At 73.3% G+C, this 15547-nt stretch carries 16 protein-coding genes; 2 read left to right on the plus strand and 14 right to left on the minus strand.

All coding sequences use genetic code 11. The features are described from left to right. Window positions 1-167: 167 nt before the first annotated feature. The 5 genes from B118_RS0108275 to B118_RS0108295 all read right to left on the minus strand — a co-directional run bounded on the left by B118_RS0108275 (window position 168) and on the right by B118_RS0108295 (window position 3335). Entirely contained in the window at window positions 168-437 is a 270-nt protein-coding gene (locus B118_RS0108275) for a DUF4235 domain-containing protein (RefSeq protein WP_026185254.1), read from the minus strand. Next, window positions 434-748 (minus strand): DUF3618 domain-containing protein, encoded by a 315-nt coding sequence (locus tag B118_RS0108280; protein ID WP_018220248.1) that lies wholly within the window; start codon window positions 746-748, stop codon window positions 434-436. Before B118_RS0108280 ends, B118_RS0108275 begins: the two co-directional genes overlap by 4 nt. Further along, window positions 745-1200, minus strand: a complete 456-nt coding sequence (locus tag B118_RS0108285) for a phage holin family protein (RefSeq protein ID WP_018220249.1) — start codon at window positions 1198-1200, stop codon at window positions 745-747. The genes B118_RS0108280 and B118_RS0108285 overlap by 4 nt, the downstream gene beginning before the upstream one ends. Before the next feature lie 309 nt (window positions 1201-1509). Then, the gene (locus B118_RS0108290) at window positions 1510-2709 is read right to left on the minus strand and encodes a mechanosensitive ion channel family protein (protein ID WP_018220250.1); all 1200 of its coding nucleotides are present in this window, start codon (window positions 2707-2709) and stop codon (window positions 1510-1512) included. A 257-nt stretch (window positions 2710-2966) separates the two neighbouring features. Then, entirely contained in the window at window positions 2967-3335 is a 369-nt protein-coding gene (locus tag B118_RS0108295; RefSeq protein WP_018220251.1) for a hypothetical protein, read from the minus strand. A gap of 71 nt (window positions 3336-3406) precedes the next feature. Between B118_RS0108295 and B118_RS0108300 the strand changes: the two genes are divergently transcribed. Further along, complete coding sequence (locus B118_RS0108300; protein WP_018220252.1) at window positions 3407-4618, plus strand: cysteine desulfurase-like protein; 1212 nt, start codon at window positions 3407-3409, stop codon at window positions 4616-4618. A gap of 57 nt (window positions 4619-4675) precedes the next feature. Here B118_RS0108300 and B118_RS0108305 read toward each other — a convergent pair whose 3' ends face one another. After that, window positions 4676-6172 (minus strand): glycoside hydrolase family 3 protein, encoded by a 1497-nt coding sequence (locus tag B118_RS0108305; RefSeq protein WP_028192630.1) that lies wholly within the window; start codon window positions 6170-6172, stop codon window positions 4676-4678. A 151-nt stretch (window positions 6173-6323) separates the two neighbouring features. Here B118_RS0108305 and B118_RS33425 point away from each other — a divergent pair, with 151 nt between their 5' ends. Beyond that, window positions 6324-6446 carry a hypothetical protein gene (locus tag B118_RS33425; RefSeq protein WP_018220254.1) on the plus strand — a complete coding sequence of 41 codons (123 nt, stop codon included), beginning with the start codon at window positions 6324-6326 and terminating at the stop codon, window positions 6444-6446. Between the two features lie 83 nt (window positions 6447-6529). Here B118_RS33425 and B118_RS0108315 read toward each other — a convergent pair whose 3' ends face one another. From B118_RS0108315 to B118_RS0108350, 8 genes are read right to left on the minus strand one after another with little or no spacing between them, the layout of a single operon-like run. Continuing rightward, window positions 6530-7513, minus strand: coding sequence for a DNA topoisomerase IB (locus B118_RS0108315; RefSeq protein WP_018220255.1), 984 nt, complete (start codon window positions 7511-7513; stop codon window positions 6530-6532). Next, entirely contained in the window at window positions 7497-8453 is a 957-nt protein-coding gene (locus B118_RS0108320) for a glycosyltransferase family 9 protein (protein WP_028192631.1), read from the minus strand. Before B118_RS0108320 ends, B118_RS0108315 begins: the two co-directional genes overlap by 17 nt. Next, window positions 8450-9136, minus strand: coding sequence for an SDR family oxidoreductase (locus tag B118_RS0108325; protein WP_028192632.1), 687 nt, complete (start codon window positions 9134-9136; stop codon window positions 8450-8452). Before B118_RS0108325 ends, B118_RS0108320 begins: the two co-directional genes overlap by 4 nt. Continuing rightward, on the minus strand, window positions 9133-10644 hold the full coding sequence (locus B118_RS0108330; protein WP_028192633.1) for a PfkB family carbohydrate kinase: 1512 nt from the start codon (window positions 10642-10644) through the stop codon (window positions 9133-9135). Before B118_RS0108330 ends, B118_RS0108325 begins: the two co-directional genes overlap by 4 nt. A 2-nt stretch (window positions 10645-10646) precedes the next feature. Continuing rightward, on the minus strand, window positions 10647-11387 hold the full coding sequence (locus tag B118_RS0108335; protein ID WP_028192634.1) for a D-sedoheptulose-7-phosphate isomerase: 741 nt from the start codon (window positions 11385-11387) through the stop codon (window positions 10647-10649). Beyond that, window positions 11384-12604, minus strand: coding sequence for a glycosyltransferase (locus B118_RS0108340; RefSeq protein WP_018220260.1), 1221 nt, complete (start codon window positions 12602-12604; stop codon window positions 11384-11386). The genes B118_RS0108335 and B118_RS0108340 overlap by 4 nt, the downstream gene beginning before the upstream one ends. Next, complete coding sequence (locus tag B118_RS0108345; protein ID WP_028192635.1) at window positions 12589-13566, minus strand: glycosyltransferase family protein; 978 nt, start codon at window positions 13564-13566, stop codon at window positions 12589-12591. Before B118_RS0108345 ends, B118_RS0108340 begins: the two co-directional genes overlap by 16 nt. Next, window positions 13563-15368 (minus strand): HAD-IIIA family hydrolase, encoded by a 1806-nt coding sequence (locus B118_RS0108350; protein ID WP_028192636.1) that lies wholly within the window; start codon window positions 15366-15368, stop codon window positions 13563-13565. Before B118_RS0108350 ends, B118_RS0108345 begins: the two co-directional genes overlap by 4 nt. Window positions 15369-15547 lie beyond the last annotated feature (179 nt).

A 15547-nucleotide genomic window follows, 5' to 3' on the forward strand; every position in this document is an offset into this window, starting at 1 on the left:
TGGAACAGCAAACCACGTACGCAAAAACTCTGCACAGCCTACCGGACGAAATTCTCTGACATGTGACCTGTCGGATGCCTAAGATCGGCCCGGCCGCCCCCCGCAAACCAACGAAAAGGCCCAACGTCGCCCGAACTCGGCGCGGGCTCCAGCGCACAGAGCCGAGGTCACTTCGGCCAGTTGCCGGTCATCCGACGCATCCCCACCGCCCCGCCCCGGTCCACCGCCGCCCGGACAACCGCGAAGATCGCCCCCTGCAACGCCGCCGCGGCCAGGATCTCGCCCCAACCGCGGTCCTCGTCGGTGGCGCTCGGCGCCGCGCCAGCACCTGCCACCTTCCACACCTGCTCGAAGATGACACCCGCCGCGGCACCGGCGGCGAAACCCAACAGAATGCCGACCGGCTTGTACGCGGCCTTCCCCAACCCTCTACTCACCGACGCCTCCCCCGGACGATCATCAGTACGACGACGGCGGCCACCGCGCCCGCGGCCAACACGGCGAACGGCACCGGGCTGCCGCCGACCCGTTCACCGCGCGGCCGGGCCCGCCCGCGCACCCGCGCCGCCGCCACGGTCGCCTGCTCCCGCATCCGCTCCTTCGCCTGCTCGGTCGAGGAACGCAGCCGCTTCTTCACGTCGGCCTTGGCGGCCAGCGCCTCCATGGTCTCGCTGAGCTCGACCCGGGTCCGCCGGATCTCCTCGCGGAGCGCCTCAGTGTCCCCGCGGGCCCGCCCGTTACCCGTCATGCCGGTCTCCCGTCCTGCGCTGCGGCCTTCCCATCCTTCATCGCTGCGGTGACGGTGTCCACATCCGCCCGGACGCTGCGCACCGTGCTCGCCGGGACCGGCGGAACCGCCTGAGTGACCTGCTTCTTACCAACCAGGGCGAGGACGCCGGCGGCGACGAAGAGCACCACCGCGACAATCAGGGCGGCCACCCAGGCGGGCAGAATCAGGGCGAGCAGCAGGATCACGGTCGCCACGAGCGCACCGAGCCCGTACAGCGCCAGCATCCCGGCACCGCCGAAGAGGCCGATGCCAATCCCGGCGTGTTTCCCCTTCTGGGTCAGCTCCGCGCGGGCCAGCGCCAACTCGTCGCGGACCAGCCGGGAGACCTGCTCGGTGGCCCGCTGCACCAGTTCGGCGGTGGACGGCTCGCTCCCGGCCTGGGTTGGACGGGCATTCGCCACGTCAGCCATGTTGTCCTCCTCTCCTCGTCACCGCGCTTCACGCCCCCAGGGAGCCCGTCGATCCATCGCCCGGCCCACCCCCACCCGGCGCAGGTCAGGGGTCGCGCAGCAGGTCCCCCCAAAACGCCGTTCCAAACGTTGCCGCACTCGGCCCGACGTCCCCCGCCCGACCACGTCACGCTAACCCCTCCGGCCAAGCCGGCGCAGCCGTCGATCGTGGCGGATGCCCGTCGCGGGCCCGCCGTCGGGCACGACCAGCCGGCAGAACGAAGGCGGCGAGCAACGGGCCGGAGGCGATCAGGGACGGGGCGGAGGTGATCAGCGGCGGGAGTCGGCCGCCTCGTCCGGCCCGACGAAGGCCTCGCTGCGGGCGGCGCCATCCTCGCTGCCGCCGAAGATCCGCGCATCGTCGGACCCGGCACCGTCGGCGAGTCGGCCGGCCGGCGACGGGCGACGGGGATTGGCCCACTGCCACGGCTGGCCACCCCCGGCGTCACCGACCTCGGCCCGCATGCGGGGCATCGCGGTCGGCCGCTGCTTCCACACCCAGGCAACCAGGTGCTCGCGGACCAGACAGCGCAGGTCCCAGAGGTTGCCGGCGTTCGCCGCGCTGACCAACGCGCGCACTTTGATCATGCCGCCGGTCGCGTCGATCACCTGCAACACGCAGACTCGGCCGTCCCACAGTTCGTTGCTCTCCGCCAGCCGACGCAGCTCCTCCCGCATCGCCTGCACCGAGATCGACCAATCGACATCGAACTCGGCGGTGCCGAGTACCGCGGCCTCGCTCCGGGTCCAGTTCTGGAACGGCTTGCTGGTGAAGTACGACGTGGGCAGGATCAACCGCCGGTCGTCCCAGATCCGCAACACCACATAGCTGAGGGTCAGCTCCTCGATCCGACCCCACTCCCCGTCCACGACCACCACATCGCCGAGGCGTACCGCGTCACTGAAGGCGAGCTGGAGACCGGCGAAGACGTTGCCCAGCAGACTCTGCGCGGCCAACGCCGCCACCACACCAACCACACCAGCGCTGGTCAGCACCCCGGCGCCGATCCCACGGACAGCGGGGAAGGTCATCAGCATCACGCCGAGCGCAAGGAAGACAACCACCGCGATGGTCAACCGGCGCAGGAGCACCACCTGGGTACGAATCCGGCGGTGCCGGTTGTCCGCCACCTCGACCTGGAACCGGGCGAGTGCGGTGTCCTCGACCACCACCAGCAACGCGGCGACCAGCCAGGCGGTGGCGGCGATCACCCCGAGTACCAGGATGTGTAGCAGGGCCTGACGCCAGTTGGTGCCGGTCGCGTAGCCGGTGGTGAACCGCACGGCGAACTGCACGGCGAGGATGGTCGTCGCCACCTGGAACGCGCGGTGGGCGTGCTCGGCCAGCCCGGTCAGCAGCAACGATCGCTGGCCGAGCCGCCGGGTTATCCGGTGCGCGACGCTGACCACTAACAGGGCGCCCGCCGCGGCGGCGAGCGCGGCAGTGATCGTCCCGAGGTAGCTCTCCACGGTCTCTCCTCCTCACCACCGGACGTCGGGGACGCCCGGCGAAGGCCCAATGGTGCCGTTGATCGGCCGGGCCGACCAGTTCAGCCTTCTGGTCACGGCAGCAGAGGAGGCAGAAGGCACCGCCGGGGGATGCCGGAGCGATGACGTTGACAGCACCTGCCCGGGAGCTACCGTACGTCACACCGGCGGCAGTAACCCCGGAGACGCCGTCCCGGAGCGGGTGGAAATCCGCCCCGGGACCAAGGGGACGCCCGTACTCAGCCCCCCGAACCCTGCGCCACCTGGATGGCGACCTGGTCGGCGGTGAGGTCTTCCAGCGTGACCGAGAACCCGCCGACCTCGGCGGCCGGCTGCCCGGTAGTGAGGGTGAGCTGCTCACCGGCGACCTCGACGGTCACCTGGTCGTCCTGGGCACCGATCAACCTGGCCTCGATACCGAGGATGCTGGCCTCGGCGTTGGTCTCGCGGTCGAAGGTGACTGTGCAGCCGTCCAGCCCACAGTCGGTGGAGACCCCCTCGGCAGAGCCGCAGCCGGTCAACACGGCGGCACCGAGCGCCAGTCCGACGAAGAGGCCGGCGGTGCGACGGGGGGTTTTCGGGGGGAGGGGAACGTGTCGGTTCGTCACGGCCCAAGGGTACGAGACGGTCGCCGTAGCGACTCTCCGCCGACTTCGGCGGCGCGGGTTAGGGTCCGCTCATGCCGTTCGACATCGCCCGCATTCGGGCCGCGTATCCCGCCCTGGCAGAGGGGCACGTCCACTTCGACGGTGCCGGCGGCACCCAGACCGCCGCGCCGGTGATCGCCACGGTGACCGAGACGATGGGTACGGCGCTGGGCAACCGCAGCGGCGGCAACCTTCCCGGCCGACGCTCGCTGGAGCTGGTGGCCGCCGCCCGCACGGCCCTGGCCGACCTGCTCGGCACGGACCCGGAGGGGGTGGTGCTGGGCCCGAGCGCGACCGCGCTCACCTACACCCTGGCCCGCGCCCTCGCCTCAACCTGGCGGCCGGCCGACGAGGTGGTGGTGTCCCGACTCGACCACGACGCCAACGTACGACCGTGGATCCAGGCAGCCGAGGCGGCGGGCGCAACCGTACGGTGGGCGGAGTTCGATCCGCACACCGGAGAGCTGCCGGCCGGCCAGTACCCCGATCTGGTCAACGAGCGGACCCGGTTGGTCGCGGTCACCGCCGCCAGCAACGCGATCGGCACGATGCCCGACGTGGTGGCGATCGCCAAGGCAGCGCACGCCGTCGGAGCGCTGGTCTGCGTGGACGGTGTGCACTCGGTGCCGCACGGTCCGACCGACCGCACCGCGTTGGGGGCGGACTTCCTGGTCACCAGCGCCTACAAGTGGTCTGGCCCGCACGTGGCCGCAGTGGCGGCGGATCCGGCGTGCTGGGAGCGCCTGCACCCGGCGAAGCTGCGCCCCTCCGCCGACTCCGTACCCGATCGATTCGAGTACGGCACGCCCAGTTTTCCGCTGCTGGCCGGGACCGCCGTCGCCGTGGACCACCTCGCCGGGCTGGACCCGACGGCCACCGGAAGCCGACGGGAGCGGCTGCGGAGCAGCCTGAGCGCGGCCCGCGGGTACGAGGAGGGGCTGTTGGACCGGCTCCTCGACGGTCTCGCCAACCTGCCCGCGGTCACCGTGCTCGGCTCACCGGCCCGGCGCTGCCCCACCGTCTCGTTCCGGCTGGCCGGCCAGGCTCCGGCCGAGACCCAGGCGGCGCTCGGCGCGGCGGGGTTCTGCCTCTCCGCCGGTGACTACTACGCCTACGAGTACTTCCAGACGGTGGGGCTGCGGGACAGCGGCGGGGCGGTACGCGTCAGCCTGTACCACTACAACACCCTCACCGAAGTGGATCGGCTCCTCGACGAGGTGGCGAGGCTCTCCTCCAGCCGCTGACGCGCTTCGGCCCACGATCAGCCGATCCCGTGCCGAACTTCCCGTCCCGACCCGCGATCAGCCGATCCCGGTCAGGAACTCCGCCGCGGCCCGGCTGCCGGCGCGGGTCGCGCCGTGGGTGGCGACATGCACCGCCCCGGTGATCAGTTCGGGTACGCCCAGTTCGACGACGACGGCATCCGGTCGGTCGGCCAGTGCGCGCGTCACGGCCGCCCGCATCCACGGGTGCCGGTGCAGGTCACGGACGACGAGGACAAGGTGGCGACCACCGGCTTCGGCGGTGAGGTCCGAGGGCACCTCGCCCTCGGCGTACCGGACGGCGGTGGTGCCCGGCAGCAACGCTGCCAGGGGCGCGGCGACACCCCACGGTGTCTCGGTGCCGATCGCGAGGTTGCGGGGCGGTGCGAACTCGACCACGTGGGCCGGGCCGGCCAGCGGCAGCGCGTCCAGCCCGGCACGTTCCGTGGTGACCCGGACGGCCCGGCGGGCGGCGGCGAATCCCACCGCCGAACCGCTACCGGCCGCCGGGCGGGCGGTCCGGCCGGCCTGGCGAGCGGCGGTGGTGGTGGCGAGTTGGTCGACCCGCTTGGCCGCCTCGACGAGGCGTTCCTCGGGTAGTTCGCCCGCCACGACGGCGGCCACGATCGCGTCCCGCAGCCGCCGAGCCACATCCTCGTCAGCGTGCTCGCCACCGACGCAGATGGCGTCGGCCCCGGCGGCCAGGGCCCGGACCGCGGCGCCGGTGAAGCCGTACCGGTCGGCGACGGCGCGCATCTCCATCGCGTCGGTCACCACGACTCCGGCGAAGCCCAACTCGTCCCGGAGCAGTTCGGTGAGGATCCGGCGGCTCAGGGTGGCCGGTAGGTCTGGGTCCAGCGCGGGCAGGAGCAGGTGACCGGCCATAACCGCCTGCACGCCAACGGAGAGCGCGGCACGAAACGGGGTCAGCTCCACCGCGTTTAACCGGCGCCGGTCGCCGCTGATCCGGGGCAGGCCGTGATGGGAGTCGACCTGGGTGTCACCGTGCCCGGGGAAGTGTTTGGCGCAGGCCGCGACGCCGCCGGCCTGTAGGCCCCGCACCCAGGCGGCGGTGTGTCGGGCGGTCAGGTTCGGATCCGCTCCGAAGGACCGCACTCCGATCACCGGGTTGTCCGGGTTGGAGTTGACATCGGCGGCCGGCGCGTAGTTCAGGGTGATCCCCAGCGCCGCCAGCTCCGCGCCGAGGTCGTTTGCCACCTCCTCGGTCAGCAGCGGATCGTCGATCACGCCGAGGGCCAGATTGCCCGGGCGGGAGCTGCCGAGACCCGACTCGATCCGGGTCACGTCGCCGGCTTCCTCGTCGATGGCGACGATGACGTCCGGCCGCTCGGCGCGCAGCGTCGCGGTCAGCGCGGCGACCTGCTCCGAGTCGACCACGTTGCGGGCGAAGAGCACCACCGCGCCGAGCCCCTCCCCCAGCCAACGACGCACCCAGGATGGGGCGGTGGTACCGACGAAGCCCGGCTGAAGGACAGTGGCGGCCAGGGATGCGAGGTGCGCCGTACGTGTGCTCACGCCGCCACCTCGGGCCACTCGGCAGGCCAGTCGGTCATGTCCCTCCCCCGTCTCCGCGCCCGGCGGCGCTTTGCCATGGTCACACCACCCAAATAAATAGTCAATAAACCTAACAGTTGCAGCGTGGCGCGCCGCCCGGGAGAGTTCGGGGATGGACTCCGAACTTCTGGCCGAGGCGACCGGCCCGGCCGACGTCCCCGGCGTACGCCTCCTCGGCGTGGTGGTGGGCGGCCTACTGCTGGTCGCCGCGATCCGCGCGATGTTTCGCCGCTGAGCCCGACCCGATCCGCCACTGACCGCCCCAGACCACCGACGCGGCGCGGGTTGGCTGCCCCGACTCGGGACGACCGACATCGGTCAGGCCTCGGCCAGCAGTTCGAGGACCCCCCGCTCGGCATCCTCGCGGGGCATCCACCGACCTACCGGCGCCAACACCCCGTCGTGGTAGAGGTCCACGACCCGAGGGTCGACGTAGGACGTACGGGCCACCGTCGGCGTGTTCCCGAGCAACCCCGCCACCTCACGCATGACCGCGGCCACCGCGCGGCGGCGAGCGGTGGCCGACCGCTGTCCGCCGGCAGCGGCCAGCCCGGTGGCCGCCAGAACGGTGGCGTGCCAGGTCCGGAAATCCTTCGCGGTCATCTCACCACCGCTGGCCACCCGCAGATACCCGTTGACATCGTCTCGGCGCACGTCCCGCCAGTGCCGGCCGTCCCAGTAGCCGAAGAGCCGAGCCGCGGCGCGGCGGCGCCGCCGCAGGTTGGCCAGCACCTGACACAGCACCGGGTCCTCGATCCAGCGAACCTGTTCGACTCCGCCCTTCGCCGGAAACTCGAGGACCATGCAGCCACGGCGGGCGTGGGCGTGCTCCGGACGCAGGGTGGACACCCCGAACGTCGGATCGTCGCCCGCCGCGTACCGCTCGCTGCCCACCCGGAAGGCACCCAGATCCAACAGCCGAGCGACCGTGGCCAGCACCCGATCTCGGTGCAGACCCCGACCGTCGAGGTCCGCCGCGATGCGCTCGCGCAACCGGGGCAACCGCCGGGCCACCTCGAGCACGTGGTCAAACTTCGCCTCATCCCGCTTGCGCCGCCACTCCGGGTGGTACAGGTACTGTCGGCGACCAGCCGCGTCAACTCCGGTGGCCTGGATGTGCCCGTTCGGATGCGGCGAGATCCACACGTCCTGCCAGGCCGGCGGGATGACGAGGTCACGCAGGCGGGCCAGCCGATCCGGATCACGGACCGGCTCGCCGGCCGGATCGCAGAACCCCCAGCCCCGGCCACGCCGGTGGCGCCGGTAGCCGGGCCGACCCGGGTCACTACGCCGCAGTCGCACCGGCCGTCCGCGCCATCCGCTCCACCTCGGCCACGGCGACCAGCACCTGGTCAACGTTGATCGCCGCCAGCGCCGGATGGGGCCCCGCCCCGTCCCGGTCCGAACCGTCCCCGCCGCCGTTCGCCCCGAGGCTCCGATGCCACGTCCGTTCGGGTGGTGGCCCCCAGTGGGCCGGCGAGTGGGGACCGAAGAGGACCACCGAGGGAGTGCCGTAGGCGGTGGCGAGGTGGGCGATGCCGGTGTCGCCGCTGACCAGCAGGCGGGCGTGGGCGACCAGACCGGCGAGGTGCTGCAGGTCGGTACGGCCGGCTCGTACGCTGTGCCCGGGCAGCCCGGCGAGTTGCGCGACCCGGCGAGCGAGGGGGCGCTCGGCGGCGACGCCGGTGATCACGATCTCGTGGCCGGCGCCGGCGAGCTGGCGGCCGAGGGCCGCGAACCGCTCCACCGGCCAGCGCTTGCCCGGGATCTTCGAGCCCGGATGCAGCACAGTCGCCCCGGTCTGGGTCCGCCCCGGTGCTGGCCGGCGCAGACCCAGGTCCGTCGGGTCGGTCGGAACACCGTGCCAGGCCAGGAGGCGGCACCACCGACGTACCTCGTGCTCGTCGGCCCGCCAGGAGGGGCCGTCGTGGTGCCCGGCGGCCCGGTTGGCGAAGGCGAACAGCCGACGGGGGCGGGTACCGACCAGCAGGCGGTGGGACTCGGGTCCGCGGCCGTGCAGATTAACCGCCAGGTCGGGGGCGGGGCCACGCCACCGGGGGTGAGCCAGATCGGCGGTGTCGACCAGCTCGTCAATACCGCCGATCAGCTCGACCAGCGGCGCCAACCAGCGCGGGGCGAGCAGGACCAGGCGCTCGTCGGGGTAACGGACCCGCAGGGCACGCAGGGCCGGCACGGCGGTGGCGAGGTCGCCGAGGCCCAGCGCCCGAAGGATCAAGATCACGGGTAGGAGGACTCCTGTTCGGCGCAGACCACCAGTTCCCGGATGGCGCAGCCGGCGGGTTGGGTCAGGGCGAACATGACGGCGGCGGCGGTGTCCGTGGGGTCGTTGAGGATCGCGTCCGGCCCGGGTCGGTACTGCGCTTCGCGGGCGTCGAAGAAGGCGGTGCGCATACCGCCGGGGATGAGCAGGGTCACGCCGACCCGGCCGGCGAGCTCGGCGGCGAGGGAGCGGGTGAACCCGACCACCCCGAACTTCGCCGCGCAGTACGCCGTCGCGTCACTGACCGCCTTGACCCCCAGTGTTGAGGCGACGGTGACGATCCGGCCCCGAGACTTCTCGAGGAACGGCAGGGCCGCCCGGACGACGGCGGCGGTGGCGAGCAGGTCCACCGTGACGATCCGGTCCCAGACCTCTCCCGGCAGCTCGGCCAGCCGACCCGGTACATCCATTCCGGCCGCCGTCACCACGGCGTCCAGGCCGCCGTGGTCCGCGGCGAGTTCTCGGGTGACGGCCTCGGCCGCCCGGGTGTCGGCCAGATCGCACGCCGCCCACGGCACCCCCTCCGCCGGCGGCTGCCGGTCCACCACCAACGGTCGCCCGCCCGCCTCGGCCACCGCCGAGACCACCGCCGCGCCCAGCCCGCTCGACCCGCCGGTCACCAGGACCGTGTACCCGGCGTTCATCGGATCCCCGCCGACCGATGCGGCCGGGTCGCCGCCGCGGGTGGTGGATCTCCCCGCAGCACCGCCGTTGCCGCCGAGGTGGTGGTGCTGGCGCCACCCCGCCGGTGCGCAGCCGCGATCATCTCGGTGGTCGAGCGCCCATCGAGGTACGGCACCACCACGGTGTGCCCGCCCCACCGCCGCACCAGCTCCGCCTCCGGCAGCGCTGGTTCGCCACCACCGGTGGCATAGTCGCCTCCCTTGACCCAGATATCCGGCCGGAGCCAGGTCAGGGCCGCCTGCGGCGTCGGATCGTCAAAGACCATGACCGCATCGACGCAGCTCAAGGCGGCGAGGAGGCGACTCCGATCCCCCTGCGGCATCACCGGCCGGTTCGGGCCCTTCAACGCCGCGACGCTGGCGTCGGAGTTGAGGCAGACCACCAGGCAGTCGCCGAGTTGACGGGCGGCCTGCAGGGTCGCCACGTGCCCCGCGTGCAGCAGGTCAAAGCAGCCGCCGGTCGCGACGACGGTGCCACCGGCGGCGCGGACCTCGGCGACTACGGTGGCGGCAGCCGCCACGCCAACCCGTTCGGCCGGGACCCCCGGCAGCACTGATGGCAACGGCGCAACCGGTGGCGGCAGCATGCTCGCCACTCCCCCACCCGCCACGTACGCACAGGCCTCGGTGACCGCCTCCTGCACCGCCTCGGAGACCAACGCGCCCCGGGCCAGGGCGAGGGCGGCGGTGGCCGCGAACCGATCCCCCGCACCGCAGGTATCCCCGTCCGCTGTGGAGACCGCGGGCACGATCAGCGGCGTCGGCCCGGCGTGGCAGAGCAGGGCTCCCTCCCCGCCCATCGTCACCGCGACGGCTCGCGCCCGCCACCGCTGACGCAACTCCAGCGCGCCCCGCGAGGCGGTCACCAGCCGAGTCTCGCCCGGCGGTACCTTCGCCAGCTCACGTGCCTCGGACTCGTTGGGCGTGGCCAGGTGCACCCCGGGCACCGCGGCCGGCCCCCGGGGATGCGGGTCCCAGACCACCGGCGCCCGGGTGCCGGCCAACGCCGCCCGCAGTGCCGGCTCCCCCGCCACCCCGCGGCCATAGTCACTGACCAGCACGGTGGCGGCCCCGGCGATGACCCGCAGCACCGCTTCCGCCGGCGGGCTGGGCACACCGACGGCACCGCCGCGGTCATGGCGCAGCAGGACCCGGCCCTGCGACCGCAACCGGACCTTCTCCGGCGTCCCGCCGGCCAACCCCAGGGCATACACCTGGACGCCGGCCGCGGCGAGGAGCGAGCTGAGCCGGGCGGCACCGGCATCGTCGGCCAGGGCGGTCACCAGGACGACCTCGGTGTCCGGCGCCGCCGCCGCGAACATCGCGGCCAGGCCGGCGCCACCCGGCCGGTCGGTGGACGCGGTCTCGTCGAGCACCGGCACCGGCGAGTCCGGACAGAGCCGGTTCACCGCCCCCTCCACGTCCCGGTCGAGCAGGGTGTCGCCGACCACCACCAGGGGTCCCCTCACACCTACCTCCTCATCCCCTCGACCTGCTGCCCGTCCTCCGGGACCACCTCAACCCCGGTCCGTACCGGCCCGGTGGTCGGTACGTCGGTCGGCACCTCGGCCTCCAGGCCGGTCAACGGCACCCCCGCCACCGGCAGCCCCTCCGGCGTTCCCGCGGTGGCGGCCAGGACCACCGGCAGCGCCTGCTCGGCGTACTCGCAGAGCAGGTGACTGGTGACCAGGTGCAGTTCCTGGACGATCTGCCCGTCCGGCGCGGGAACGGCGAGGGTCTCGTGGCAGAGACCGGCCAGCGGATTGGGAGCGGGGCCGGTCAGCGCCCAGCAGCGCAGGCCGACCTGGTGGCCGGCCTGCGCGGCCTGGAGTAGGTTCTGACTCCGGCCGCTGGTGGACAGCAGCAGGAGAATGTCCCCGGGGCGACCGTGGGCGTGCACCTGACGGGCGAAGACCTGGTCGTAGCCGTAGTCGTTGCCGACGGCGGTAAGGGCGCTGGTCTCGGCGTGCAGGGCGATCGCGGAGAAGGGCTGGCGGTCGGCGCGGAGTTTGCCGACGAGTTCGGCGGTGAGGTGCTGCGCCTCGGCGGCGCTACCGCCGTTGCCGGCCACCAGCAGCCGACCGCCGCCAGCGAGGGTACGGGCGAGCTCGGCTCCCCAGGCGGGGAGTCGCTGGGCGGCCCGGCGATACGAGGGCAGCGCGGCGGCGAGGCCCGCCAGGTGCTCCTCCAACAGCGACCGGGGCGGTGTCATCCGGCCACGACCCGGGTCGCCCGGCCGACAGCCGCCACGTCGCCGTAGACGTCCACCAGCCGCTCCGCCGTGGCCGCCCACGCGTAGCGCTCCCGAGCCCGATCCAACGCCGCCGCCGCGTACCCGAACCGACGGATCCGGTCGTCGAGCAGTCGCTGGATCGCGGTACCGAGCGCCCGGGGGTCCCGGGCGGGTACGAGGTCACCGGTCACCCCATCCACCACCGTGTCCCGGATCCCCCCGACCGCGGTCCCCACCACCGGCACCCCGCACGCCATCGCCTCAAGCGGGGTCAGCCCGAACGGCTCGTACCACGGCGCGGCCACCAGTAGGTCCGCGGACCGGTACCAGTGGCCCATCTCCTCCCGGGGCACCGCGCCGGCCAGCCTGACCCGGTCGGCCACCCCGCAGCTGTGCGCCAAGGCGCGAAGTCGGCTCGCGTACGGGTCGGCTTCGAGGAGCCCTGCCGGCGGGCCGCCGACCACCACACACTCCGCCTCCGGCACGTGGGCCATCGCCCGGACCACGGTCTGGAAGCCCTTCCGCTCGACCAGCCGACCCACGGTGAGAATGCGGGGGCGGCCGTCGTCGCGTGCGGCGGCCGGCCCCAGCGGGGCGAAGGTACGGAGGTTGACTCCGGAGGGGACGACCGTCATCCGCGACCGGGGCACCCCCATCCGAACCAACTCGCCGACCTCGTCCTGGCACTGGGCGATCACCCGGTCCACCGAGCGGCCGAGTTGCCGCTCGTACCCGATGCGGCGGGCCGGGCTCGTGTCCTGTACGCCCTGGTATCGCCGCTTCACCACACCGAGCGCGTGGTACGTCTGCACCACCGGCACCCCGGTCTTCCGGCCGGCGGCGAGCGCGGCGAGGCCGCTCATCCAGAAGTGCGCGTGGACCACCTCCGGGGTCCACCGATCGCCACGCCACCGTTCGGTCAGCCAGTGGCTGAACTCCGACATGTGTGGCAGCAGGGCGTCCTTGGCCAGCGGCTCAGCCGGGCCGGCCGGTACGTGGACCACCTCGTACCCGTCCGGGCAACGAACCGTTCCCGGCAGGTCAACGGCGTCCCAGCGGGTGTAGACCCGGACCTCGTGGCCGGCCGCGGCGAGCGCCGCGGAGAGCTCGGCGACGTGCGTGTTCTGGCCGCCGGCGTCCTCCCCGCCGAGGACCGCGAGCGGGCTGGCGTGTTCCGAGATCATCGCGATCCGCATACTTCCTCCTCCAGCAGCCGGTCCCAGTCGGTGAGGAAACGGTCCAGGCCGTACCGGTCCCGGGCGGCACGGCGGGCGACAGCCCCCGCCCGGCGGGCGCCCGCCGGGTCCGCCAGCAACTGACCGGTGGCGGTGAGCAGGTCGTCCACCCGGGTGGCGAGGGCGCCGGCCCCGGGCGGCACCGCCATCACGGCCTCCGTGGCGGCGAGCGCGACGACCGGCATTCCGATCGTCATGGCCTCGATCAGACTCAGCCCGAGCGAGGTCCAGCGGCACAGGTGCAGGTATGCCCGCCGCCGCGCCAACTCGGCGTGCATCCGCGCCTGGGGCAGGTCGTCGTGACTGGTCACGCGGTCGGGGGGCAGCCCCAGCCGGTCGGCGAGCCCGGTCACCCTGAGGCCGAACACGTCCAGCGGGGCGAGTTCGGCGAACCGGGGCAGCAGGTCGGTACCGGTGACCCGCCACCGGCGGATCGGTTCGTTGATCACCACCGCGAGCCGCTCCAGCTCGCCGCTGTAGCTGACCGTCGGCGGTACGACCCCGTGGTCCACCACAGTCGTTCGGGTGTCACCGGTGTCCCAGTAAAGCTGGTTGAAGGCGGTCACATGAGCGATCAGCAGGTCGGCACGGTCCGCCATCGGGTGTCGGCTGTTCGGCACCGCACCGTCCTTCGGGGTGTTGTGCTCGACGTAGATCGTCGGGATGTCGCGGCCCGGCCGACGGCCCAGCCACCCGGTGGCCAGGGCCTCTTCCTCGGGGCGTTGCAGGAGAACCACGTCCACCTCGGCGGTGGCCAACTCCGCCGGGGTGATCTCGACCGCGTTCTCCGGCCACGGGTAGGTACGGGCCCGACCCCGACCATCCGGACCGCGGTCTGGGGTGACCGGCACCAGGTAGCGGTGCTTGCCGTGGACGAACGACGTCGTCCAGGAGCCGTGCACGTGCCAGAGCAGGATGTTCATCGGCCGCTCCGGGCCAGGGCGGTGGCCTCCGCCGACCTCGGTGGTCGAGACGGCGCCACGCCGAGCAGGGTCAGCGCGGTCAGCACCTCCTCGGGTCGGATTCGGCTCAGGCACGGGTGGCCGGGCACCGGGCAGGTGGCGGCGCGGGTGCCACGGCAGGGGGCGTCCGGGTCGCCGAGCCGAACGGTCGGCACCCGCCATGGTCCCCACTGACCGAACGGGACGGTCGGGGCGAAGAGGCTGACCACCGGGACGCCGTACGCGGCGGCGAGGTGGGCCGGGCCGGTGTTGCCGACGATCACCGCGGCGGCACCGGCGACGGTCGCGGCCAGCTCGGCCAGCTCGGTCCCGCCACCGAGGTCAACGGCGAGTCCGCCGGCCACCCGGGCGGTCAGCGCCACCTCGTCCGGACCGCCGGTGACCACGACCCGGTGGCCCGCTTTGACCAGCGTCCGGACCAGCTCCACCGCCAGGTCCGGTGGCAACCCCCGGGACTGTGCCGCCGAGCCGGGGTGTAGCACCACGTAGCCCGGTGCGCCCGCCCGTGCGGGCGGCGGCGACGCGGGCCGCAGCCGCAGGGCCGGTTCGTCGTCGGACGGTAGGGGGTATCCGGCGGCGGCGGCGAGCGAGAGCGCGCGTTCGGGCTCGGGGATGCCGACCGGGACACGGTGGCGGATGTCGAGCAGGCTTCCGGGATAGTCGTCGCTGATCGCGCTGATGCGCGGCACACCGACGGTACGCAGCAGCAGTGCCAGGGGGAGAGGAGACTGGTGGTAGCTGGTGAAGATGATCGCCTCGTCGGCGTTGACGGCGGCGAGGGTGGCGGTGAGCGCGGCGATGTCCGGCCCGGTGACCGGTGCGGGCACCGGATCGATCCAGGGCAGTTGGTGCACGACGACGGTATCCACGCCGGGTAGGAGGTCGGCGGCGGCGCGACCCCGCGGTCCGCACAGCAGGACGACTCGGCGCGCGTGGGCGGCGACAGCCCGAATACCCGGACCGGTAACGACGACGTCACCAGCCGAGTCGGAGCGCACGACAAGAACGGTTCCGGTGCCTCCGCTGGAGCGTGCCGGCCGGGCCGGCCCAGCAGTGACCGGGGGCGACGCGGACGCCACCGGAAGCAGGGGCGACGCGGACCCAGTAGCGGCCAGGGGCGGCGGGGCCGCCGACGCGGCGGTGGGCCGGTGGGGGGCCGGGGCGATCGCGGTCTGCCGACGCAGAATCTCGGCTACCGCGGTCGGCAGATCCGCGGCGACCCACGGGGCGGCGCTGGTCTCGGCGGGTCGGGTCAGCGGCGTGGGCACCAACACCGCCTGGGCGCCGGCAGCCAGGGCAGCGGTGACATCGCGGCCGATGTCACCGATCAGAACGCACCGTTGCGGTGTGGTGCCGAGCCGGCGGGCGGCGGAGTGGACCAGGTTGGGCGCGGGTTTGCGGCAGCCGCACCGATCCGCATCGTCGTGCGGGCAGACCAGCCAGGCATCGAACGGGCCGAGCAGCTGCTCGACCCGGGCGTTCACGGCCCGCAGCTGCGCCCTGGTGAACAGCCCCTTGGCCAGCCCGGACTGGTTCGTCACCACCGCCAGCCGCAAGCCCGCCGCGCGGAGCGCGTGCAGCGCCGCCCGCGCCCCCGGCATCGGTCGCACCCGCTCCGGGTCCCCGTTGTACGGCACGTCCTCGATGAGGGTGCCATCCCGATCCAGCAGCACCGCGTCAAAGAGACGGGGAACCCCACCAACCCGGCCGGAGCGGGCTACTACCCGGGCCGACCTACACTGATCCGGCTCCACCTGTGGCACGGCCGGCGGGTTCCCTGGGCCCCGGGGAGTAAACCTCGGTGCCGACGCCACCGCCCCGCGGACGCGACGACCGAACGCGGTCTCGGCCTCGTGGTGGACTTACCCGCCGTCCGCGAGAAGCTAACCCGGCCACCGGCCGGCCATCCCCGCTTGCCGAACCACCGGGACCCGCGCGCCGA

The organism is Salinispora pacifica CNR114, assembly GCF_000514775.1.
In the GTDB taxonomy this organism is placed as follows: domain Bacteria; phylum Actinomycetota; class Actinomycetes; order Mycobacteriales; family Micromonosporaceae; genus Micromonospora; species Micromonospora pacifica.

What these genes read in the sequence shown, in the direction of transcription:
- B118_RS0108340 (WP_018220260.1), bottom strand. Translation starts at nt 12,604, where the DNA reads ATGCGGATCGCGATGATCTCGGAACACGCCAGCCCGCTCGCGGTCCTC.
- B118_RS0108335 (WP_028192634.1), bottom strand. Translation starts at nt 11,387, where the DNA reads ATGACACCGCCCCGGTCGCTGTTGGAGGAGCACCTGGCGGGCCTCGCC.
- B118_RS0108280 (WP_018220248.1), bottom strand. Translation starts at nt 748, where the DNA reads ATGACGGGTAACGGGCGGGCCCGCGGGGACACTGAGGCGCTCCGCGAG.
- B118_RS0108285 (WP_018220249.1), bottom strand. Translation starts at nt 1,200, where the DNA reads ATGGCTGACGTGGCGAATGCCCGTCCAACCCAGGCCGGGAGCGAGCCG.
- B118_RS0108345 (WP_028192635.1), bottom strand. Translation starts at nt 13,566, where the DNA reads ATGAACATCCTGCTCTGGCACGTGCACGGCTCCTGGACGACGTCGTTC.
- B118_RS33425 (WP_018220254.1), top strand. Translation starts at nt 6,324, where the DNA reads ATGGACTCCGAACTTCTGGCCGAGGCGACCGGCCCGGCCGACGTCCCC.
- B118_RS0108325 (WP_028192632.1), bottom strand. Translation starts at nt 9,136, where the DNA reads ATGAACGCCGGGTACACGGTCCTGGTGACCGGCGGGTCGAGCGGGCTG.
- B118_RS0108300 (WP_018220252.1), top strand. Translation starts at nt 3,407, where the DNA reads ATGCCGTTCGACATCGCCCGCATTCGGGCCGCGTATCCCGCCCTGGCA.